At 56.3% G+C, this 22,974-nt stretch carries 19 protein-coding genes; 9 read left to right on the plus strand and 10 right to left on the minus strand.

Annotation, left to right across the window (positions count from 1 at the left end; translation table 11 throughout):
- The first annotated feature begins 26 nt into the window (after positions 1 to 26).
- Positions 27 to 947 carry a LysR family transcriptional regulator gene (locus AC2FIO_RS12105; protein WP_496697872.1) on the plus strand — a complete coding sequence of 307 codons (921 nt, stop codon included), beginning with the start codon at positions 27 to 29 and terminating at the stop codon, positions 945 to 947.
- Here AC2FIO_RS12105 and AC2FIO_RS12110 read toward each other — a convergent pair.
- Positions 908 to 2,602 (minus strand): thiamine pyrophosphate-binding protein, encoded by a 1,695-nt coding sequence (locus AC2FIO_RS12110; RefSeq protein ID WP_496697874.1) that lies wholly within the window; start codon positions 2,600 to 2,602, stop codon positions 908 to 910. The genes AC2FIO_RS12105 and AC2FIO_RS12110 overlap by 40 nt on opposite strands.
- Before the next feature lie 110 nt (positions 2,603 to 2,712).
- Here AC2FIO_RS12110 and AC2FIO_RS12115 point away from each other — a divergent pair, with 110 nt between their 5' ends.
- The 7 genes from AC2FIO_RS12115 (at position 2,713) to AC2FIO_RS12145 (ending at position 8,562) form a co-directional block, all read left to right on the plus strand.
- Positions 2,713 to 3,417, plus strand: coding sequence for a GntR family transcriptional regulator (locus tag AC2FIO_RS12115; RefSeq protein WP_496697876.1), 705 nt, complete (start codon positions 2,713 to 2,715; stop codon positions 3,415 to 3,417).
- Entirely contained in the window at positions 3,414 to 4,133 is a 720-nt protein-coding gene (locus tag AC2FIO_RS12120) for an aspartate/glutamate racemase family protein (RefSeq protein WP_496697878.1), read from the plus strand. The genes AC2FIO_RS12115 and AC2FIO_RS12120 overlap by 4 nt, the downstream gene beginning before the upstream one ends.
- Positions 4,134 to 4,250: 117 nt before the next feature.
- Positions 4,251 to 4,949: a 7-cyano-7-deazaguanine synthase QueC gene (gene queC / locus AC2FIO_RS12125; RefSeq protein ID WP_496697880.1), complete on the plus strand. Its 699-nt coding sequence runs from the start codon at positions 4,251 to 4,253 to the stop codon at positions 4,947 to 4,949.
- A complete protein-coding gene (gene queD, locus AC2FIO_RS12130; RefSeq protein ID WP_108859686.1) occupies positions 4,949 to 5,302 on the plus strand; it encodes a 6-carboxytetrahydropterin synthase QueD in 354 nt (117 codons plus the stop codon). The genes queC and queD overlap by 1 nt, the downstream gene beginning before the upstream one ends.
- Entirely contained in the window at positions 5,299 to 6,000 is a 702-nt protein-coding gene (queE, locus tag AC2FIO_RS12135; RefSeq protein ID WP_282152036.1) for a 7-carboxy-7-deazaguanine synthase QueE, read from the plus strand. Before queD ends, queE begins: the two co-directional genes overlap by 4 nt.
- Before the next feature lie 16 nt (positions 6,001 to 6,016).
- Positions 6,017 to 6,481, plus strand: a complete 465-nt coding sequence (gene queF, locus AC2FIO_RS12140; protein WP_108859684.1) for a preQ(1) synthase — start codon at positions 6,017 to 6,019, stop codon at positions 6,479 to 6,481.
- A 224-nt stretch (positions 6,482 to 6,705) separates the two neighbouring features.
- Positions 6,706 to 8,562 (plus strand): SLC13 family permease, encoded by a 1,857-nt coding sequence (locus AC2FIO_RS12145; protein ID WP_496698103.1) that lies wholly within the window; start codon positions 6,706 to 6,708, stop codon positions 8,560 to 8,562.
- A 64-nt stretch (positions 8,563 to 8,626) separates the two neighbouring features.
- Here the strand turns inward: AC2FIO_RS12145 and AC2FIO_RS12150 are convergent, their stop codons facing one another.
- The 3 genes from AC2FIO_RS12150 to AC2FIO_RS12160 all read right to left on the minus strand — a co-directional run bounded on the left by AC2FIO_RS12150 (position 8,627) and on the right by AC2FIO_RS12160 (position 13,772).
- Positions 8,627 to 9,889 (minus strand): HlyD family type I secretion periplasmic adaptor subunit, encoded by a 1,263-nt coding sequence (locus AC2FIO_RS12150; RefSeq protein WP_496697883.1) that lies wholly within the window; start codon positions 9,887 to 9,889, stop codon positions 8,627 to 8,629.
- 65 nt (positions 9,890 to 9,954) lie between these two features.
- Positions 9,955 to 12,048 (minus strand): peptidase domain-containing ABC transporter, encoded by a 2,094-nt coding sequence (locus tag AC2FIO_RS12155; protein ID WP_496697885.1) that lies wholly within the window; start codon positions 12,046 to 12,048, stop codon positions 9,955 to 9,957.
- Positions 12,045 to 13,772, minus strand: a complete 1,728-nt coding sequence (locus tag AC2FIO_RS12160) for an ABC transporter transmembrane domain-containing protein (RefSeq protein WP_496697887.1) — start codon at positions 13,770 to 13,772, stop codon at positions 12,045 to 12,047. Before AC2FIO_RS12160 ends, AC2FIO_RS12155 begins: the two co-directional genes overlap by 4 nt.
- A gap of 155 nt (positions 13,773 to 13,927) precedes the next feature.
- Here AC2FIO_RS12160 and AC2FIO_RS12165 point away from each other — a divergent pair, with 155 nt between their 5' ends.
- The gene (locus tag AC2FIO_RS12165; protein WP_496697889.1) at positions 13,928 to 17,488 is read left to right on the plus strand and encodes a PA14 domain-containing protein; all 3,561 of its coding nucleotides are present in this window, start codon (positions 13,928 to 13,930) and stop codon (positions 17,486 to 17,488) included.
- 6 nt (positions 17,489 to 17,494) lie between these two features.
- On the opposite strand, the gene AC2FIO_RS12170 is transcribed toward AC2FIO_RS12165, so the two are convergent.
- From AC2FIO_RS12170 to bioB, 6 genes are read right to left on the minus strand one after another with little or no spacing between them, the layout of a single operon-like run.
- Positions 17,495 to 18,253 (minus strand): methyltransferase, encoded by a 759-nt coding sequence (locus tag AC2FIO_RS12170; RefSeq protein ID WP_496697891.1) that lies wholly within the window; start codon positions 18,251 to 18,253, stop codon positions 17,495 to 17,497.
- Positions 18,250 to 18,870 (minus strand): pimeloyl-ACP methyl esterase BioG family protein, encoded by a 621-nt coding sequence (locus AC2FIO_RS12175; RefSeq protein WP_496697893.1) that lies wholly within the window; start codon positions 18,868 to 18,870, stop codon positions 18,250 to 18,252. The genes AC2FIO_RS12170 and AC2FIO_RS12175 overlap by 4 nt, the downstream gene beginning before the upstream one ends.
- Positions 18,867 to 20,153, minus strand: a complete 1,287-nt coding sequence (gene bioA / locus AC2FIO_RS12180) for an adenosylmethionine--8-amino-7-oxononanoate transaminase (protein WP_496697895.1) — start codon at positions 20,151 to 20,153, stop codon at positions 18,867 to 18,869. Before bioA ends, AC2FIO_RS12175 begins: the two co-directional genes overlap by 4 nt.
- On the minus strand, positions 20,150 to 20,770 hold the full coding sequence (bioD, locus tag AC2FIO_RS12185) for a dethiobiotin synthase (RefSeq protein WP_496697897.1): 621 nt from the start codon (positions 20,768 to 20,770) through the stop codon (positions 20,150 to 20,152). Before bioD ends, bioA begins: the two co-directional genes overlap by 4 nt.
- A complete protein-coding gene (locus tag AC2FIO_RS12190) occupies positions 20,767 to 21,900 on the minus strand; it encodes an 8-amino-7-oxononanoate synthase (protein ID WP_496697899.1) in 1,134 nt (377 codons plus the stop codon). The genes bioD and AC2FIO_RS12190 overlap by 4 nt, the downstream gene beginning before the upstream one ends.
- The gene (bioB, locus tag AC2FIO_RS12195) at positions 21,897 to 22,877 is read right to left on the minus strand and encodes a biotin synthase BioB (protein ID WP_496697901.1); all 981 of its coding nucleotides are present in this window, start codon (positions 22,875 to 22,877) and stop codon (positions 21,897 to 21,899) included. Before bioB ends, AC2FIO_RS12190 begins: the two co-directional genes overlap by 4 nt.
- Positions 22,878 to 22,974: the final 97 nt, after the last annotated feature.

The following is a 22,974-nucleotide window of genomic DNA, read 5'->3' on the forward strand; positions in this document are numbered from 1 at the left end:
CATCATAAGAAATGATAGGTTAAGCTATGTCTCTGCGCTTTCGTCAGTTGCAGGCGTTTCACGCCATCATGGAAACGGGTACCGTAACCGGGGCCGCGTCGGTTCTGGGAATCTCGCAACCGGGCATCAGCAATCTGTTGGCCCAGCTGGAACGCGAGGCCCGGTTGCCCTTGTTCGAACGCAACAAAGGACGTCTTTTGCCGACGCCAGAGGCCGAGCTTTTGTTTCGAGAGGTCGATACGGTGGTCCGCGGGCTGGATCACGTCGCGCAGGCCGTGTCGGATCTTCAGAACAAGCATCCCGGGCAATTGCAGGTCGCGGCACCCCATTTGTTGTCGTTCGGCTTCATGCCGCGGGAGATTGCACGCTTTGCCAAGTCACGCCCCAATCTATCCGTCAGCTTCCAGTCGCAGTATTCTTCGAAAATACAGGAGTGGGTAACTTCGGGCTTGTTCGAAATCGGCATCGTCGAGATGCCAATACTCCACGATACGCTGAACTATCAGGTCTTCCATTTTGAAACTATGGCCACGTTCCCCGAGGGTAGCCATTTGGCTACCCATGACGTTCTGACACCTGAGCTGTTGGAGAATGAGCCGTTCATCGTCATGGGCCCCGAGCACCAAACCCATCGCAGGACCCGCGACATTTTTCAGACTGCAGAGCGTACTTGGCAGACGCGAATACACACGCACTTGTCGGAAAACCTGCTGAGCTTTGTCAAACAGGGCATGGGCGTCGCGATGATTGATCCGTTCACAGTGACCTTCGATGAAGAGGGCGGATATCAAACCCGCCCCTTCACACCAGCCGTCACGCTGGATCTTGCAATAATCACCGCCAAAGGCCGTCCTTTATCGATGATTGCGCAGGAGTTTCTGGCCCAACTGACCCCGTCCATCGCGTCTTACGCCACCCATTCCGACACCGGTGCTGCAGCTTCGTGAAGCTGTTGTGAGTGGATGTCGACCAGCGTCGGGCCATCATGCTCAACGGCCTGCTTCAAAACTCTGCGCAGATCATCCGGGTCCTTCACTGTCCAGGATTTGACCCCAAATGCCGCCGCAACAGCGGCGTGATCGGTCCGATTGAAATCGACGTTGTAGTAACGCTGCCCAAAGCCTGCATCCTGCCCCGCTTTGATCCAACCAAAGACTGAGTTCGAGAATACGATCGAGGTAATCGGCATTTTGTGCCGCACCATCGTTTCAAACTCACCGCAAGTGAAGCCAAACGATCCATCCCCCATAACGGACAATGTCTTGACCGATGGCCGACCTACATGGGCGCCCATCGCCGCACCAAGCGAATACCCCAACGCGCCATGTGCCCGATTGGTGATAAAATGCCGCCCCGGTTTGCGCCAGCGGTAATGGGCGCTGAAGTAAGGGCACGGAGTGCCCGGATCAGCGACGACAATCGCATCATCGTCCAGGATGTCTGCAAGAGCCGCCATTACGGCTTCGGGCCGGATCGGGGTGTCGCGACTGGCCGCAAGCGGAGCGAACGCCGCCAGCTTGGCTTCCCAAGCGGCACGGGCTTGGGCCGCTCCACCAAAACCTGGCAGATCGTGCCGCGTCTCAAGCGACCGCGCCAAAGCCTCAAGCGCCAACCGGGCATCGGCACAAATGGCGACTTCGGTCTGATAATTTGCGCCGATCACCATCGGGTCGCTGTCTATATGGATGATAGTGGCATCTCGCCCGGGGCTGCGCCAGCGTTCGGTCGTGACCGACCCCGCGCGGCATCCGACAAATATGACCACATCGGCCTGATCCACAATGGCGCGCGTGGCCGGAACACCACCGTTCGAGCCAACGACGCCCAAGGCCAGCGGATCCGTTTCGGCAATGGAACCCTGACCGGAAACTGTTGTGGCAACTGGGATATCCAACAGGGTGGCAACACGGTGCAATGCCTCTTCGGCCCCGGACAGAACCGGCCCGCCGCCGCAAACGATGACTGCTGATTTGGCTTTGGCCAGGATATCCGCAGCCGCTTCAATGGCATCCAGATCCGGTCCAGCCCGTTCAGCGGGATAGCTGCGGTGGCGTGCATCTGCCCAAACCTCAGCTTCGTCCACCGGACCTTTCTGCGTATCAAAGGGCAGCGCCAGATGTGTGGCTCCTGGCGTTCCGGTCGTCATTGCACGAAACGCAGCCCGCACCATCGCAGGCAAACGCGAGGCGTCGTCCAGAGACGCATTCCACTTTGCCAACGGCTTGAACAGCGCAGCCTGATCCAACTCAGTCAACGGGTATTTTCCGCGGCTGGTCGTCGCCACGTCAGAGGTGATCGCCAGAATGGGAACCGAGCTTTCGCTGGCCTCGATCACCCCCGGCAGTATGTAGGTTGCCCCGCCTCCGGACGGGCCTTCGCAGACGCCCGGCTTGCCAGTGACGCGTGCGTATCCATCCGCCATATAGGCCGCGTGACGTTCATCCCGGGTCAGTATGTGCTGAATACCATGATCCATCCGCGCTAACGCGTCATAGAAGGGCAGCGTTGTATCACCGCACAGGCCGAACATGTGTTTCACGCCGTGTGCTTCCAACATGCGCACCATTGCTTCGGCTCCTGTCAGATAATTCGTCCCGGTCATGGCTGGGTTTCCTTTGATTTCATTCTGCACACAGAGCTGTATACAGTTTTGTATATTGATTTCAAGAGCAACCTGTGGCACGCCTTAGCAAACGGAAAAAGGCGGCACTTATGGCAGGTCCACGCGTTGATGACATCTATGATCAGGTAAAGGCGATGGCCGTCTCGTTTCACCTTCGACCTGGTGATCGGTTAAACGAAGTGGCTTTGTCGAAGGAATTGGGCGTCAGCCGAACCCCCCTGCGCGAGGCCTTGAACCGGTTGGTGGCCGAACACCTGTTCGACTTTCGCCCTGGCCTGGGCTTTTTCTGCCGCCCGCTGGACCCGCAGAGCGTGTTTGATCTGTTCGAGTTGCGCCAGATCATCGAATCCGCCGCCGCGCGCATTGCTTGCGCGAAGGCGTCTGACAAAGATCTACAAACACTTCGGGATGAGCTTTACGCGACCGGCATCGACATCACCGGCCTGACCGTCGAAGAAGCGGTTAGCAGAGACGAAGATTTTCATCTGGGCATTGCCAGGCTATCGGGCAACAACGAACTGGTGCAAACCCTGACCCGGATCAACGAACGCATCCGATATATCCGCTGGGTTTCCATGAGCTTGGATCGGGTTCAACGCTCGAAAGACGAACATAAACGGGTCATGCAGGCCCTGCTGGATCGCGACGCGGATGAGGCCGCGCGCGTACTGGGTGCCCATATTTCCAAGCGAATGGATCAGGTGCAGGACGCCGTGCGCCACGGGATATCCAGCATCTACATGGAAGGGTCCGAAGACATCTCGGCCCGCATTATCGAGGAGGCGCACGGATGATCGCCCAAGGTGGCAAATCCATTTACGGAGCGTCGGTGGGTATTCTTATGCTAGACGCCCAATTCCCACGCATCCCCGGTGATATGGGAAATGCGCTGACATGGCCTTTTCCGGTGCTCTATCGCATTGTGCGGGATGCCTCGCCGGAACTGGTCGTTCGGCACCGGGCCGAGGGCATGTTGGACGCATTCATCGATGCCGCGCGTGAACTGGTCAAGGACGGCGCGGACGGCATTACCACCAATTGCGGGTTTCTGTCCCTGTTTCAGAAAGAGCTGTCCGAGGCTGTGCCGGTTCCGGTCGTGACTTCATCTTTGATGCAGGTGCAGATGGTGAACGGTATCCTTCCGGCCGGAAAACGCACGGGGATCCTGACCATTTCTGCCTCCACTTTGACCAGTGATCATCTGCGCTCTGCTCAGGTTCCCGACGATACACCCATTGGTTCCACCGAAGGCGGGCACGAATTCACACGCGCGATACTTGGGAACGAACTTGCCCTGGATGTTGATAAGGCCCGTGCCGATAACGTTGATGCCGCGCTTGCGTTGCAGTCTCAAAACCCTGAACTCGGTGCAATTGTTCTGGAATGCACGAATATGTGCCCTTACGCGGCAGATATTCAGCGCGCCACAGGATTGCCCGTCTTTTCCATCGTGACATTGGTCAGTTGGTTTCAGGCCGGGCTTTTGCCGCCGCGCTTCCCCGGTCCTTAGGAGGCACAACGGCCGTTCGATTCCACCAATTCGTGCATTGCGCTTACCGGAAAAAGACCGTAAGCGTCCCGCCCGCCGGTCGCAGCCTACCCGGTTATCAAAACAAGGACTGAAAACATGAAAACTACATTGGTCTGCTCCGGCGGGCTGGATTCCGTGTCGCTGGCGCATGTGCTGGCCGCGGAAGGAAACCTGTCACGGCTTGTGTCTTTCGACTATGGCCAGCGCCACACCAAGGAGCTGACCTTCGCGGCCCTCTGTGCAAAGCGGCTAGGCGTGCCTCATCACGTGATCGACCTGCGTTCTGTCGGAGCGTCGCTGAAAGGCTCGGCCTTAACCGACGACGTGGACGTGCCTGACGGGCATTACGCGGAAGAGACGATGAAGGTCACGGTTGTCCCCAACCGCAATGCGATCATGCTGACCATCGCTTATGGTGTGGCAGCAGCGCAGGGGGATGATGCGGTGGCTGCTGCTGTGCATGGCGGCGACCATTTCATCTATCCCGATTGCCGCCCGGCATTCACCGATGCGTTTGACACTATGCAGCGCGCCGCGTTGAACGGCTACGCGGATGTGGCGCTGCATGTGCCATTCGTGCACCGCAGCAAAGCCGATATTGTCCGCGAAGGCGCGCGCGTGGACACCCCGTTCGATCAGACGTGGTCCTGTTACAAGGGCGGCGACGTGCATTGTGGCCGTTGCGGAACATGCGTTGAACGGCGCGAGGCGTTTGATCTGGCCGATGTGCCGGACCCAACGCAATACGAAAACGCCGAATTCTGGAAGTCGGCCATCGCGGGGGCACAGGTCTGATGTACCGGATCACCAAGGAATTCCACTTTTCCGCCTCGCACCAGCTGACCCACCTGCCCGAAGATCATCAGTGTGCCCGGATGCATGGACACAACTATGTCGTCGTGGTCGAATTGGCCCGGCGCGAGTTGAACGCGGATGGGTTCGTGCGGGATTACCACGAGCTGAAATCGCTCAAGACCTATATCGACGACGAATTTGACCACCGGCATCTGAACAATGTGCTGAACGTCGTGTCGACTGCCGAAAACCTCGCGCGGCACTTCTTTGACTGGTGCGCGGCCCGCTGGCCCGAAACCGCTGCGGTGAAAGTGTCCGAGACGCCCAAGACATGGGCCGAGTATCGCCCATGACCCTACGAATATCCGAAATATTTGGCCCCACGGTACAGGGCGAAGGCGCGCTGATCGGTCAGCCGACAGTATTTGTTCGCTCGGGCGGATGCGATTTCCGGTGCAGCTGGTGCGACAGCCTCCATGCTGTCGACAGCACCTATCGCCACGATTGGGCAGCAATGGAAACGCAGGCCGTCTGGTCTGAGGTTCAGCGTTTGTCAGGCGGGCGGCCACTGACCGTGTCTCTGTCTGGCGGAAATCCCGCCATTCAGGATTTTGGTCCGCTGATCCGGCAGGGCAAAGCGGAAGGCTATGCCTTTTTATGCGAAACCCAAGGGTCAATCGCAAAGCCGTGGTTTTCCGACCTTGCTATGCTTGTTCTCAGCCCGAAACCCCCCAGCAGTGGCGAGGATATGGATTGGACGGCGTTTGACGCCTGCCTCAACGTGCGCCCTGCGCAAACTGTCCTCAAGATCGTGATCTTTGACGACACTGATTTTGACTGGGCACGCAGCGTAGCCGACCGGTATCCGGACCTTCCGCTTTACCTTCAACCCGGTAACCCGGAAACCGATCCGGCCAGCCCGGTTGATTTAACCAATGCCACCAGCCGTGTGGAATGGCTGATAGATAAGACTTTGAATGCCGGTTGGTTCGCGCCTCGCATTCTGCCCCAGCTACATGTGCTGATCTGGGGCAACAAACGCGGCGTCTGACTGCAGGAGAGATAACATGACCGATAGTATCTACAGTAACCTCACCCAGTTGGGCGGAGACACCAAAATGCCAGCCAGCCCGGAAGAGGCGGTTCTGGAACGCGTGCAGAATCCGCAGGCTGATGTGGATTACAACGTGCGCTTTACCGCGCCCGAATTCACCTCGCTTTGTCCGATGACGGGCCAGCCGGATTTTGCCCACCTGGTGATAGATTACGTGCCCGATCAGTGGTTGGTGGAAAGCAAGGCGCTCAAGTTGTTTCTGGGCTCATTTCGCAATCATGGCGCCTTTCACGAAGATTGCACCATCTCGATTGCCCGCCGGCTGCAGGAGTTTCTGGAGCCAAGGTGGCTGCGTATCGGAGGGTACTGGTATCCGCGCGGGGGCATTCCGATCGACGTGTTCTGGCAAACTGGCCCAACGCCCGAAGGCGTCTGGATCCCGGATCAGGGTGTGCCGCCTTACCGTGGGCGTGGTTGACCACGATGATTTGAGAGGCGTGTAGGCCCCAGCCTGACAAGCAATCAAAGGGGCCCCTACACCGGTTCGAAACGTGGCGCTTTGGCGCTGGTGGTAATTTTGTTTCGTCCAAGCTTGTGGTTTTGAAACATCATGACAATTCAGCGTTGATGGGTTAGATGTTCTTTTAATGTAAGAACGAATTCCTGGTGACGTTTGTGGAACAGGTGGCTTTTAACTTTGAGATGGGTGTTGTTTGCGCCCTTCTTGCCTTCACCGTATTTCTCTTTGTATCCGAAATCGTCAGAATTGACCTTTCTGCCATACTTGTTCTGGTCCTTATCGGCCTTCTCAGTTACGCGCCCGGGCTCGAAAAGCTCGCTGACGTGCCGCACCTGTTTGATGGATTTGCATCCAATGCGGTGATTTCCATTATCGCGGTCATGATCGTCGGCGCGGGCCTCGACAAGACCGGCATAATGAACAAAGTCGCCGCTGTTATTCTGAAATATGGCGGTACGTCCGAGAAACGCGTGCTACCTATTATTTCGGGCACTGTTGGGGTCATTTCCTCGTTCATGCAGAACGTTGGGGCCGCTGCGCTGTTTCTTCCGGTCGTCAGCCGAATATCTTCCCGATCGGGCATCCCGTTGTCGCGCTTGCTGATGCCCATGGGATTCTGCGCCATCCTTGGCGGAACAATGACGATGGTCGGATCTTCGCCTCTTATATTGCTGAACGATCTGATCCAGTCAGCCAACAATAGCCTGCCCGACGGTCAGAAAATGGAACAGTTCGGCCTGTTTTCTGTGACGCCGATCGGGATTGTTCTGATCCTGACTGGCATTGCCTACTTTCTGCTGCTGGGTCGGTGGGTTTTACCGGGTGATGAGGGATCGGAAAACACCGGAACCGGACAGGGAACGCAGGAGTATCTGCAACGTGTCTACGGCCTGAAAGCCGATGTTTTTGAAGTAATCGTTCCAGCCGAAAGCCCTTTGGTCGGGCAGATTTTGGCCGACATAAACCACGAAAACCACCTGTACATCATTTCGACATTCTATCGCGGCAAAACCTCGATGGTTCAGGTCCTGACGGCCGAAATTGCTGCACCTTGCCGGTTGGCGATCATTGGTCGACGCTGGGTCGTAGAGGAGTTTGCGCAGAAATACGGGCTGACCGTGCTGCCGGCGTTGGACATCTTTGTCGAAGAATTCGCACCAACCAATGCAGGCATCGCCGAAGTTGTCATAACACCCGACAGCAAAATGATTGGGAAATGCCCACGCGAGCTATTGTTCCGCAAAACATATGGCATGTCGTTGCTTGCCATTCATCGCGGCGAGGAAACGCTCAGCCATGTTGAATCCGAAACGCACGAGTCCACTCAAATCGGGCTTGAGGAGTTTCACGCAGGCGACATGCTAGTGGCCCATACACGGTGGGACAACTTGATGCGGATCAAGCGCGATCCCGATTTTGTGGTCGTCACCACCGACTTCCCGCAAGACGAACTGCGCCCGCAAAAGGTCGGTTGGGCGCTGGCGTTTTTCGCCGTTTCCTTGTCGATGATCCTGTTCACCGACATTCGGCTCTCGCTCTGTCTATTAACCGGAGCCGCGGGAATGATGCTGACACGTGTGTTGAGTGTCGATGAAGCCTACCGTGCGGTCGGATGGAATACTGTTTTTCTGCTCGCATGCCTTATTCCATTGGGTCAGGCGGTACAGAATACCGGCACGGCTGCGTGGATTGCACAACAGATCATGATCATTCTGGACGGCTGGCCGATCTGGTCCCTTCAGGCAGGCGTTGCGGTTCTGGCTACGGCGTTTTCGTTGGTGATGTCCAATGTCGGCGCCACTGTTCTGCTTGTGCCATTGGCCGTTTCCATTGCGGTGGCAGCTGGCGGAAATCCGGCCGTGTTTGCCCTGACGGTTGCCATATCAACATCGAACAGCTTCATAATCCCGACCCATCAGGTAAACGCCCTGATCATGGGTCCTGCAGGGTATAAAGTCATGGACTTTGTGCGCTCAGGGGGGGTCATGACGATCCTGTTTCTTGTTGTTTCACTCCTGATGCTCAATTTGCTGTACTGACCGCTTAGGCAAGCAGGAATGGGTCCATGGTGCTGACAATGCGCTGACGCTCTGCAGCTGCAAACTACCGCTCACTGAATGCACGTTCCATTGTCATCTGCACCGGCTTCAACAGGTAGGAAAGCAGCGTCTGTTCGCCCGTCGTCATTTCCGCAACAACAGTCATCCCAGCTTGAAGTGGACGTTCCCACGGGCCCGTACCAACCTTGGTTTCGGCCAATTGAAACAAGGCCCTGAAATAGGTTTCACCGGTTTGTTCATCGGTCAGAGGCACAGGATAGATGGATTGCAGGCGTCCTTCAACCTTACCGAAACGCCTGGCATCAAACGTGTCTACGCTTACTGAAACCGGCTGATCCACCGCAACATGGCCGACCTCGGAATTGGCGATACGTGCTTCTACGACCAAGGCGCGACGGGTTGGCAAAATCTCAAAAATCACTTCGCCCGGCGCGATGACTTCCCCTGGGTTAGGAAATGTTACCGCCTGAATAGTTCCACGTGCTGGGGCAGAAATACGCAGTGCAGACAATTTGGAATTTACGACGTCTAGCGATATCTCCAACTCCACGCGCTTTTGCTCAAGTTCGGCCCATCGGGTCAGCACCTCATCTCGCAAAGCCAGGGTTTCTTCTGCTTTGGCTGCGCGGGCCAGCATCAATGCGCTCTGGGCTTCGGCAAGGCGCACCCGGGCGTCCGATGCAGCCGCGCGAACCGCGTCCACTTCATCCTCTTCCTCAAGGAAATCGCTCAGGGATTTTAGACCCTGCGTCCGCAACTGTGCGTATCTCTCAAGAATCTCCTCTTTCTTTCGAACGCGGTCCTGCGCGAATTGCGTGGCCCGTATCAGAATATCCAACGTCCCTTCTTGCTGTTTGATCGAGGCCAGCTGAATGCGTTGGCTTTCAGCATAAAGGTCCAGCCTTGCGGCCGCAGAAGTCAGGCCCTTGCCCTTGAGCGCATCAATTTCCGCCTTGTCAGGCACAGCTTCGCGATCCAATACCGCCAGTACAGCGGACGCTGTGGCCAAGTCTCGCTGAACCGCAGCAAGCTGCCCGGACGTAACATCTCTTTCCCGCGTCAGATCCGGGTGATGCAGTTCAACCAGCAAATCCCCCGCTTCAACCAACTGACCATCGCGGACGTGAACAGTCCGGACAATGCCGCCGGGCATAGTTTCGATTTGTGGATACGCGCCAACTGGCAGGATCGTCCCTGTGGCGCGGGTGACCTGGGGAACAGCAGTTTGCCCTGCCAGAACCACCAGGCATCCAACCATGGCGGAAAGCGCAAGCGACAGGAAAGCCGCAAATCGTGGCCGCCGCATTCGACGCCTCCAATTTGCGCGTTCCATTGGACCGGACGTGTCACTTTTCTTTGAACCTGATTTCACTATTCCCTCCCAAGCGTTTTCAATACGGCCTGAAGTTTCTTGCGCCCCGCATCACCAGTGCTGTTCACGACAACCTTGTCCCCGTTCAGAAAGATGAAGCGGTCTGCAATCTGCATGAATGAGCGATCCGCAGTTGCTATGACCACTGTCTTGCGCCCTTGCTGCCCGCGGATCCAGTTTCTGAAACACGCCCGTCGATGGTCGGAAAGGCCGTTGGTTGGCTCCGAAAACAGATAGACCGAAGAAAGTCGCGCCATGCTGCGTGCAAGGACCAGCGACTTTAAGGTTGCCGATGGCATCTGCGCCAGGTCACCGTCGGTCAAACGAGTGTCGATGCCGTTTGGCAGAAGCCCTTGGTCATCCAGCAAATCCATGTCGGTCAAAGCAGACATTATGTTGTCATCAGTAAGAGACGGCGAAGCCAATCGAAAGTTCTGGGCAACAGTGCCGTAGAACATCGACATGTTATAGGTGGCGTAGGTTATGGATTTACGCAATTCGTCCCTGGCAATCTGACGAATGTCGATGCCGTCATGTTCAATCGTACCAGCCAAAGGCGTATTGAGGCCGTCGATCAGATCAAGCACCGCTGTGCGACCTGCCGCATCGCTGCCCATGACCAGTACCACTTCGCCCGGATCACAGTTGAAACTGGCTTGCGAAAGGACAGGCGCGTTCAAAGGGTCCGGCCGGTACGTGACAGAGGAAAATGCAATCGCGCCGCTTAAAGATTTTTGGTGCGTTTGTTCCAGCCCCACTTCGATCTCCTCGCCAAGATCAAGGACGCGATCCGCCTGATTTCGACTGCTTCGGAAGGAAAGGATCTGGGGGAAGCTGGAATATAGAGACTGAATCGGCGCCAGAATTTTGGACACCAACGCAATCGTGGCGATCAACGCACCAAAGCTGATATCACCGCGCAACGCGCCATGCGCGCACAAGATGATTGCCCCCATCGTCGCAAGTGCCGTGACGGATTGAGCCAATGATTGCGCGAGCGCCTGAAACTGACGGCTGCGGCGCGCGGCCGTTTCTGCGCGCTGTGCAAGAGGCATGCAGCGGTCCAACCATTGGTTTTGCATCCCCAGATTTGCAATGGCCTGCTGGTTAAGAATAGCGTCCTGAACGCCCGACTGGCTAGCGGCGGCGGCCTCTGTCGTTTTTTGATCCAACCGTTTTTGATGTGGGATGATGATTGCGCCAAGCAAGACAAGAAAGACCGCCAAGCCGAGCGTCAGCAGCCCGACCTGCGGTGCGAGATATGCAAGGACCGCAAAGAAAATCACCACGAATGGCAGATCCAGAAGGGTCGTCATGACCTGCCCGGTAAATGCATCGCGCAAGGATTCGAATTGGCGAAAACGCGATAGCTGTTGGTTTACATCCGTTTTCCCGAGCTGGCTCAGCGGCAGGGACATCAGTTTGCGAAACAGCGCAATCATCAACTGACGCTCTCCACGCCAGCCAACATATGCCAGCGCCCGCGTGCGCGCATGGCGGAAGCACAGATCTGACGCCCCCACAATCACCACACCGATCATCAGCGAAACCAGCAAACTAACAGAACCCGACGGGATGACTCGTTCGTAGATGCCCATGATCAGCAATGGAGCCATAAGCCCCAGAACGTTGGACAACAACGAGGCGATCAGCAGCCAGGGCAACATCGGGCCTAATTCTGCGAATGCCGAGCGGACAGATGTGAACCGCCTGTCTGTCTGGTGATGCGTGAAGCGGTCGATCCGGATGACGGTGCACCATCGGCGGCCGGGCTTAAGGTGGTTCAGATCTGGGTTCAGATCGTCGCTGATTTGCAGCGTGCCACCTATCCGATCCAACGCAAGGTAGCAGGCACCATTGCTCGGTATGATCAATGCCGGGCATTCGTGATCCGTGATCTCGCGTTCACGACATCTGATCTGCGTGTAGGGGATATTGAGGTTTTCCAACGTCTCGAAAATGTCATCCGGGCGGAGCCGATCCAGCACGTGCGGAAACGCCTCAAGCAGCCGGTCTTCATTATTGCGCCAACCGCCCGCCAATAGCAGTCTAAATAGCAACCCGCTTGCAATCTGAGTATTCATTACGGTCATGCGGCACCCTTTTTCCAGGCTTCCGCGGCAGTCCGTTCAAGATCTGCGTCTACCGCCCATGCCGCCAGATCCAGGGCGTTTGACAAACTTAAGCGAACGCACTTGTGCGTTATCTGCCTCATCCGAGGGTCCGGGCTTGCCACAAACATCGTAGGCCGCGGAGAAACGGATTGGAGGTAATCCGCCAGAGCTTGGCGTTCCATTGTATCTAAAACCGCTGTTGGTTCATTCATCAAAAGCACCCGCGGCCGCAGCGCCAAGGCCCGTGTCAATGCAATGAGATGACGGTTCACCGGGTCGGCCTCAAACCCGGTTCCGGTGTTAAGCAGGGTTGCATAACCCATGGGCAAACGGTGAATGCGTTTCTCTAGCCCAAGTGCGACGGCAATCTGCTTGGCGCGATCAACGGTCTCTGCGTCACCAAAAGCGCTGATGTTTTCAAGCAGTGTTCCCGACAGGATCGCGGGCTCGGCTTCGAGCGCAACCAGCGCATCGTGCCCGCGCCACCCGATCAGCTGTGAGGCCGGTATGCCACCAATGGACAAGCTGCCCTCATCTGGTTTTCGCTGCCCCGTCGTTGCGTCAAACAACGCTTCGACCATCCAGCTTTCTTCGGGCTCAATCAAAACGCCCTGCCCTTGCTCCACCTGAATGTTGAGGGGCGAGAAAGCTCCCCCCTCTCCTTTCAAACGGCGCATGGACAAACCGGAAACCATGATCTGACCCAAGTGATCGTAGGAAAGCCCTACACTTTGCCCGATTTCAAGCTGTTCCATTTCGTGCAATCGTGCTTGTGAAATGGCAGAGTTTTCCGACTGAACCCACATCGCCATTAGTTTGGTCAAAGGCTGGATAATTCGACCATTCAACAGCATGCAGGCGGCCAATTCGGCGATGCCAATCAGGTTGATGATCACCAGGTAGGCCCCCAGCAGCCCCATCGCAGCAACAGTCATCTGCGAAAAGATGGCTCCAAAGCTTTGTGCAAAGCCCGAGAAATGGATCAGCTTTTTGCTGTTATCGACGGTCTGATCTTCAAGCAATTCAAAGCGGCGGGCCATTTGTGGCTCCATCCGGTTTGCCTTGACCGTGGGCATGTTCGACAAAATCTCGGTCAAGAACGCGTATCGGCGTGTGTCCAGGGACTTGCGGTGCTTGAACAAAGCCCACTGCCCCCGCTTCATGACCGCTGCGAAGATGATCACAACGCAAAACGCGCCCAATGGCACCAAAATCAGCCACCCCCCGATCAATCCGATCAAAATCGCAAACAAGACCGTAAAGGGCAGATCAATCGAGAGTGTTTGCCCTTGCCCCGAATGGTAGTCCCGCAACTGGCCGATAGCTGCGTAGCGTTCCGCATAATTGCTGGCGGGTTCGCGTGAGAAGGCCAGAGAATTCGCGTTCAGGACTTTGGTCATAAAGCGGTGGTAATTCCAGACCGCTGCCCCCTCAGCCGAGGTTGTCAAAAGGACGGCACGGCACTGTCTAAGCAACAGCTCCATAAAGGCTCCGATCACCAGTGCCACCGTCAATACGCGCAGCGTGTCTGTAGACTGAAATGGGATAACCCGATCGAATATCAGCAAGATGGAAATCGGCATCAAAAGCGACAGAACATTCATAGTCAGAGAGGCAACCCAAAGCGGGATATCAAAGTGAGGAGCCGAAATACGACCAACAAATCCACGCGGTTCCATGATGCTTTTCACCCCCTTGGTCATTTCAGCAGGAGTGGTCGGCTTCCGTTTAAGACCCGTAAATTCTCCGGCACATCTTGCCTAAGATTTGCCTTTAAATTTAATCGCTTAGTTGCCCGTTATGGGCGGAGGCGTGTTACCTAAAACGGTGAATCAGCTGTTGTTTGGGGAATTGTGCGATGGGTAAACTAGAGAACGACCTGAATTTTAACACAAGGTCCGCACAGGCCGATATGGACGAACAACACGAGATCGCCTCTCATCTTTCCCGCAGTGTTGTCGAGCCAAGCGAAGATCCGACGCGCAGTTCGTTACACACAGGCCAACAGTTCTCTGGGACATTGGAACGCAACACTCGGAACGAGGGTTCCCCGGAAGAGTTGAACCCTCGCACCGTGCATGCACAACAATCCGGCAACGTCACAAACACTGATCCTGTCGCCCACACTTTTCATTCAACGAGCTCGTCGGCTGGGTCAATTGCACAAAACCCCAAGGCAGAGGCGACGGAAATTGACGAAAGCGCGGCCGGAATGGAAACAATCAGTGCTGCAATTTCAACGCCCCAAACAACCAAAGGTGTGGGGAAAACCCATGTAAGCGGTCCGGCCTCTCGTCCAGAGCCGCCAAGCGTACCCAATCTGGATGCAGCGCCGGCAGTTTCAACCGACACACAGACCGAAAACAACGCGCCGCAAGAGGTCACTCTGGACAACACAACTGTTGCAGAGAACGCCAATGGCGCGGTGATCGGAAACATTTCCATCGTGGACCCGGATGCGTCGGACACGCACAGCTTTGACATCTCAGACGACCGTTTTGACATCGTTGACGGCAAGTTGCAGCTAAAGCCTGGCATTGCTCTGGATCATGAGGAAGCGGCACGGATAGAAGTCGACGTCACGGTCACGGACTCTCGCGGGGCCACCCTGACCGAGAGTTTCATCGTGGAGGTTCAGGATGTGAACGAGGGTCCGACAGGCCGTGTGCTGGACAACACTTCAGTCGCCGAGAACGCCAACGGCGCGGTGATCGGAAACATCTCGATCGTCGACCCGGATGCGTCGGACATGCACAGCTTTGACATCTCGGACGACCGCTTTGACATCGTTGACGGCAAGTTACAACTAAAGCCCGGGATTGCACTGGATCATGAGGAAACGGCACAGATAGAAGTCGACGTCACGGTCAAGGACTCTCGTGGGGCCACCCTGGCCGAGAGTTTCATCGTGGAGGTTCAGAATTTGAACGAGAATCCGATAGGTCTTGTGCTGGATAACACCTCTGAAAACCTCATTCAGAATGGCAGTTTCGAAGAATTTGACTTGGATAAAGGCAGGTGGAAAGGCTTTGGCTCGGATGAAAGCGGATCCTGGCAAGACGCACATGGAATGGAAATCTGGGATCATTTAGGCGGTACGAAAGCGTCCGATGGCGATCAGCTGCTCGAGATGGATCATGGTCGGGGCATCGACAGTATTTCCCAGGTCGTCCAGACAGAGGATGGTCAGCTCTATGATCTGGGCATTGACCTGCGTGAGCGCCTCGCAGGTGGAACCGATACAGTCGAGGTCTATTGGAACGGCAATCTGGTGGCGGAGCTGGACCCGCAATCCGCTGATTGGGAGACGTTCCAGATGCAGGTTGTTGGAACCGGGCAAGACACGCTGGAACTGCGCGAACCTGAGGGCCAGAATGATACCTACGGCGCACTGGTTGATAACATCACACTGACCGCCGCGCAGCAGACAGTGGCCGAAAACGTCGATGGGGCCGTTGTGGGGCAACTCAGTTTCGTGGATGCGGATTTGCACGATACCCATGAGTTCGAAATCTCGGATGACCGGTTCGAAGTTATTGACAATCAACTGCGTCTGAAGCCCGGCGTGGCACTGGACTATGAAGAGGCATCCTCGGTCACTATTGATGTCACGGTGATTGACGAAGGCGGGTTACGTCAGACCGAAAGCTTTACGGTCAATGTGGCAGATACGGAGGAGATGACGTTTTCGTCAGGGTTTCACGCCAAATACTTCGACGTTGATCATCGTCTTTCCAAACTGGAAGACATCAACTGGACCGCAGAGCCGACCCATGAAGAAATTAAGCCCGAAATCAACTACGCTAACGGTCACGACACATTCTGGGATGGAGGCGCAAAAGACACGTTTGGCGTCCAGATCAATGGCAGTATCGAGGTTGAGCAAGGCGGAACATTCACTTTCTTTCTGGGCGCCGATGATGGCGCGATGTTGGTAGTCAACGGCCAACCGGTCGTTGAAAATGACGGGCTGCACGGGTTTCGAACTCGAACTGGTGAAGTTGAGCTTGAACCGGGAACACATTCGATCGAAATCCGATACTTCGAAAATTACGGCCGGGCTGAACTGAAGCTTGAATGGGAGGGCCCAGGTCTTGACGGACGTGAGGTGGTTACAGCCCCGGACATGTCCGAGGCCCAAACCGTTTCGGGCATGCCGCTGGCCATTGATGTGGATATGGGAACGCTCAGCGTGACCGATGAAACCTCATTCGAACTGACAGGTCTGCCCACCGGAACAATTGTCGAGATTGGCGGAACCGAATTTGCGGCAAACGCGGACGGGATTGCAGAGATGGAAGGCTGGCAAGGTGGGGTGATCACCGTAACACCGCCGCCAGAATTTGAGGGAACGGTCGAAGCGGCTCTGCTTCATTCTACGCCAACCGGTGAAAACAGCAGTCACGACGGCGTACAATACCTGACTTTCGAAGTAACTCAGGCTGACTTGCCCTCACCAGATGCCAAAATGGTGAGCGGATTCCGTGCCAGTTTTTTTGACATGGACAACAGGTTGTCAAAGCTGGACGACATCGACTGGTCCGCTGACCCGACGCATCAAGAATTTGTGCCTGAAATCAATTTTGCAAACAGTCGCAACTCATTCTGGGAAGGCGGTTCAAGGGATACGTTTGGAGCAAAACTCGAAGGTAAAATAACAATCGAAGAAGGCGGTTCCTACACTTTTTTTGCCGGTGCGGATGATGGCGTAGCGGTCTTCGTCAACGGGGTTAGGATTGTGGACAATGATGGTCTGCATGGGTTCCGGACGCGGTCCGGAGAAATCGACCTGGAACCCGGCACTTATGATATCGAAGTTCGGTATTTTGAGAACTACGGCCGTGCGGGATTGAAATTGGAATGGGACGGGCCAGACACAACGGGGCGTGAGCTTTTGCAGGCAGACCCAGCCCCGAATTTTGGCGAAACCGGAGCTTTTGAAGTCGCAATCGAGTTGGACCAAGCAAGTGATCAGGCTGCTGTATCATTGGAAGGGCTGCCACCAAATACGCTACTGATCAGCGGTGAGGATTCACTGATGACTGATGGCGGTTCGGCGGATCTGTCCGGCTGGGATCTCGACTTTCTTGAGATTTCCCCGCCCCCAGGATTCGACGGCGCAATCGACGGGGAAATCTTGGTGACGGACACCGGATTTAATGGTGCGCAATTGACCTCGGAGATTCCCTTTGCACTGGACGTCGGGCAGACAGATGAAGATGCAAAAGAATTTGCCCCTGATCTGTCCGAAACGCTTGCTGCGACAATGCAGGTTGAACCGCCGGCGCCGTGGCACATGGATCAGTCGCAAAGCCACGGGGAAAACGACGGCGATGTCATGGCCCAAGCGGTACTAACCAACCCGGGCTCTGAGATCTCGTGTATTGAGACCGAAGTCTATGAACGCATTGATTGGTAGCGGCACTCAGCCATGTTTGCGGGCCACGATCCACGTCGGGTTATATGTCAGGGACACGCCATCATCGTCGCCAAAGTGCCGGACATAGTGTTCCGTGAATTGGGCAAGACTGGTTTTGGTCCAGACCTTCTGCGCGCGCCCGTTGACCCCAGTTCTTCGAAGGTGATTGAGAACGCCTCGGGGCGTATCAAAGTGCAGTGCAGAAAGGTTTTCGCCGCAACTGATAATCTCTAATTGGCCTTCGACTGCCGCGGCCAAATCTTCAGATCGGCACAAGCCCGGCGCTTTGGCAGTGGAACCGACTTTCACCAGTTCCCGGTACTGTTCCGGTCCAAAACCTGAAACCGCCAACCACCCACCAGGAGCCAATGCTTTGGCTGCGCGCTGCAGAAAGGTTGCAGGGTCATGCAACCATTGGACCATAGACGCTGACGTGATTAGCTTTGGCTGAAACGGCCATTCGACGATTTTGGCGTCGCCGCACAAAAAATCCGCACCGACGGCCGTTGCGGTCTCAGCTGCTTCGGGCGACAGGTCATTGACCGTCAACTGACCAATATCGAATGCGCTACACACCCGATGCGTGAGGTGGCCGGTACCACAGCCAAATTCCAATCCGGTCGCGAAACGATGCGGCGCGCCGCCGACCCGCATCTCTTGGACCAGCCGATCCGCGATTTTGGCTTGCTGGCTGGCCGAGCCGTGATAGCTGCGGAAACTGCGGCTGAAACTGCGCTGAACGCGGTCTGCGATCTGTACGTTCATGCGACCCACTCCTGCCAGTTCTGACCGTCGCGAAACGGGACATGCGGGGTGGCAATACCACGCACGGCAGCTTGTTGGTGCGCCCATGCCACCTCTTGCGCGGGGGTCGGGATAATACGGTCCCGCTGGGGGATCCAAATCCGGTCAAACGCCACCTCAGGTGCGCCACCACGGTCGATCACGGCGTGAAGCTCTGCCTGCGCAGCCTCCAGATCAATTTCAGGAACCGGCCCGTTCAATCCGGCACGGCGACAGAACTTTGAGAAACTGGCTGCGGTCAGGTTTTCCGCCGTGGCGCGGATCATATCCGGTACGATTCCACGCTCGGGGTCAGCCGGACATAGCGTGCCACTGACAGCAATCAGCCGATCGGGGCAATACCCGGTTTGCGCCAGCCAATGGCCCAAAGATGCAACACCAAAAGAAAAGGCAATCAGATTGACGCGGTCATATTGCGCAATATCAGGCAGAGGATCGTCAAGGTGGCGGAAGTCGTCGACGAATAGCACATCGCCGCGCCCTGTAAGTCCAGTAAAAGGCACAGCCCCCAGCGCCCAACCGCCAAAAACCAGAATCAACTCGTCCGTTCCCGAACGCGATAACCACCGCTGTTTCATGACATGCCTTTGACGAGCGAGATCATGGCCGATGCTACACGGCTCAATTCATTCGCAGAGATGATGTAAGGCGGCATGCAATAGATGTTGCGGGCAAACGGGCGCAACCAAACGCCGGTATCGGGTGCCAGCGCATGCGCAACCGCAGGATCAACCCATTGCTCCATTTCGATGACCCCGATCGCGCCAAGCACGCGCACATCGGCAACGCCTGGCAATTCACGTGCGGGGGCAAGCTCTTGCTTCATCTGGTCGGCGATCGCGTGCACTTCGAGGCGCCAATCTCTGACCGATAGTTGGTCCAGACTGGCCACCGCGGCAGAACAGGCCAGCGGGTTGGCCATATAGGTCGGGCCGTGCATCAAAACGCTGGCTTCGCTTTCCCCAATTCGGCGCGCGACATCTTCAGTCGTGGCGGTCGCGGCCAGAGTAATATGGCCGCCAGTCAAAGCTTTGCCCAAACAGATGATGTCCGGAACCACTTCGGCGTGGTTCATCGCGAACAGTTCGCCCGTGCGACCAAACCCGGTCGCGATTTCGTCAAAAATCACAAGAATTCCGTGTGCTTTACACAGGTCTTGCGCGCCTTTTAGCCACTTGGGGTGATAGAAGTACATACCACCCGCGCCCTGCACCACAGGCTCAAGGATCAGGGCCGCGATCTGATCGGCTTTGGTTTCCAGCAGCTCTTCCAAAGCATCCAGCCCATTCAGGGTTGGATCATCCGTCCATTCCTGGTCAAATGATATCGGCGGGCGTGGCAGGAAATGTTGGATCGACAGCGCGCCACTGAACAGCCCGTGCATCCCATTCTCGGGGTCGCAGACGCTCATCGCTTTCCATGTGTCCCCGTGATACCCGCCGCGAATGGTCGCAAACTGCGTGCGCCCCGTGTGACCCAGCGCCATCTGAAACTGCACGGCCATTTTCAAAGCGATTTCAATCGCGACCGATCCGCTGTCGCTGTAGAAAATGCGATCCAGCCCGTCAGGCAACTGCTCGACCAGCTTGCGTCCCAGGTCAATTGCGGGTCGATGCGTCAGGCCACCGAACATGACATGGGGCATTTGCCGCAGCTGTTCCTGCATCGCAGCAGTAATGGCCGGATGACGATGCCCGTGCACCGCACACCACCACGACGACATTGCGTCGATCATCCGAGTGCCGTTTTCCCGGGTCAGCCATACCCCTTCGGCCTCTGTGATCAGATGCATCGGACCGGGGTTCAGAACATTCGTATAGGGATGCCACAGGTGGCGGGCATCAAACTCCAGAGCGGTCACAGAGCTCTCCGAATTGTTGCTGTGTCAATCGCATCGAAAGCATCCGACAGCGTTTCTCGCGACAGGGTTTCAAGATACGGCAAGAGTCCCAAATGGGTAACCTGACACATCTCGGCGATGGTCTGTTCAACCTCTGGCTCAGCGTCGCCTACGAACGCTACGCCCAAAACGTTGCAACCTGCACCCCGCAAGGCCATCAGGGACAGGCTTGTGTGATTGATCGTCCCCAACGCGGTCCGGGCCACAAGAACCACGGGTGCCTGCCACCCCGAGATGACATCAAGGAAAAAGGTCTTGCGGTTCAGCGGCACCATGATCCCGCCTGCCCCCTCGACGACCAAGGGGCCGTTGACCTGCGGCAGCGCAAGTCGATCCGGCGAAATCTCGACGCCCATGTCTTCGGCTGACAAATGGGGTGAGGCTGGCATGTTCAGGCGATAGGCTTCCGGCAAAATTTCGGCACGGGAAAGCGCCGCGACGGTTTCTGTGTCCGTTGCATCCTCAAGCCCGGATTGCACTGGCTTCCAATAGGTTGCGCCAAGCGTGGCCGTCAGTCCCGCAGCAAAAACCGTTTTTCCGACGCCGGTGTCGGTGCCCGTGACGATAACAGCGCTCATGCCGCCTCCGTCTGTTGATGCGCCAGTGTTTCGAACAGAGCGCTTATGTCATCCTTGTCCACGTTGCCGGTGATCGACACGCGCAGACGCGACGTGCCCCGTGGCACGGTCGGCGGCCGGATACCACGGACATCAAAACCTTTGGCCTGTAACGTTGCGGCCATTTCCATGGTTTTGGCGTCATCGCCCAGAATAATGGGGATAATCTGGCTGTTCAGCGCCTCTTGGGGTGTTCCGATCTGACGTGCGACGGCATGCGCGTGGCGAATGCGGGACAGGGCATTCTGGCCCATAAAACTATCTGTTTGAAGATGCTGCAGAACCGCGCGAACAAGGGCCGCGTTGAACGGCGATGGGGCTGTGGCAAAGATAAACGGACGCGCGCGGTTGATCAGTGTTTCGATCAACACCCGAGGGCCGCAAATCAATCCGCCCGAAACCCCCAACCCTTTGCCGCATGTGTGCAAAGTTAGCAACTCAGCCTTTAGGCCATGCGCCAGGCCCTTACCGTTCGGGCCAAATACTCCGGTCGCATGAGCCTCATCCACGACCAATATGGCACCGTGTTCGCAGGCCAGATCAGACAGCGCGGCCAAGGGCGCAATGTTGCCCTCCATGGAATAGATGCTTTCTACTGCGATCCAGATTTGACCAGACCCGCCTTCTGCCAACCACGCCTCAATGGTCAGACGCGCTGCGGCAACATCATTATGAGAAAAAGCACATGTTTGGGCGCGTCCCATCCGCATGCCTTCATGCGCGCTTGCGTGAACCAAAGCATCGTAAAGGATCAGATCATCGGCGGCAGGAAGGGTCGAGAAAATCGCCTGATTGGCCTGAAATCCTCCGCCCATGAACAAAGCAGCCTCAGCATCAAAAAAGGCGGCGGCCTCGTGTTCAAGCGCCTCATGTTCGGGATGATTGCCCCGCAACAGACGGGAACCACCAGATCCCAGCGGCACGCCCTGCGCCAATGCCGTTTGCGCGGCATTGCGCAGGAATGGCGATTGCGCCAATCCAAGGTAATCATTGGACGCAAAGTCCAGACCGCGCGGCTGCGCCAACACCCGGCGACGGTGCCGGGTGTCCAACAGTTCAAGCATCGAGTTCAACCGACTCAGTGCTTTCATTCAGCAGCATCCAAACAGGATTTTTCCGCAGATGTTTCCACCTGCAGCCCAAGCTTGGCAAACAATATGGCATCAGTGTCTTCTTCGGGGTTTTCTGCCGTCAAAAGCGTTTCGCCAACAAAGATCGAGTTCGCACCGGCGAAGAAGCACATGGCTTGCAATTCCTCACTCATATCGCTGCGCCCGGCGGAAAGCCGTACATAAGATTGTGGCATCATGATCCGCGCAACGGCTATGACCCTTACAAAATCGATCGGATCGATCGGTTTAGCGTCTGCCAGAGGCGTGTCTTCTTGCGGCATCAACATGTTGATCGGCACCGAATCTGGTGCCGGGTTCATATTGGCCAGTGTGACCAGCATATCGACACGGTCTTGAACCTCTTCCCCCATCCCGAGGATGCCGCCGGAACAGACCTTGATGCCCGCATCCTGCACGCGGTTCATCGTGTCAATGCGGTCCGCAAAGGTGCGTGTTGTGATGACTTCGGGATAGTACCGCTCGGACGTGTCGATGTTGTGGTTGTAGTAGTCCAGCCCCGCATCGCGCAGACGAACCACCTGATTATCGTCCAACATGCCAAGGGTCATGCAGGTTTCCATCCCCATCTCGCGCACACCTTCGACCATTGCGACAAGCGCATCCATGTCGCGGTCCTTGGGTTCGCGCCATGCGGCACCCATGCAGAAACGGGTTGCCCCGCCGTCGCGGGCCTTGCGGGCTTCGGTCAGAACGCGCTGAACCTCAATCAGTTTCGAGGCCGACAGTTTGGATCCGTTCCGTGCTGATTGCGAGCAATAGGCGCAATCTTCGGCACAGCCACCTGTTTTGATCGACAGCAGTTTCGATGTCTGGACCTTGTTGGGATCAAAGTTCTCCCGGTGCACTGTCTGCGCGCGAAACAGCAAATCCATCAGCGGAAGGTCATACAGAGCTTGAGCAGCGTCGCGGGACCATATCGGGGAGGTATTTTTCATTTTATAGATACTTTTCGAGAACTCTCATGGCTACACATTCTTTTATAGATAAAGATCGTTATCACAACCAAATTTTACCATCTGCGTCACTCAGGCG

The organism is Ruegeria sp. CDSB086 (genome assembly GCF_059611065.1).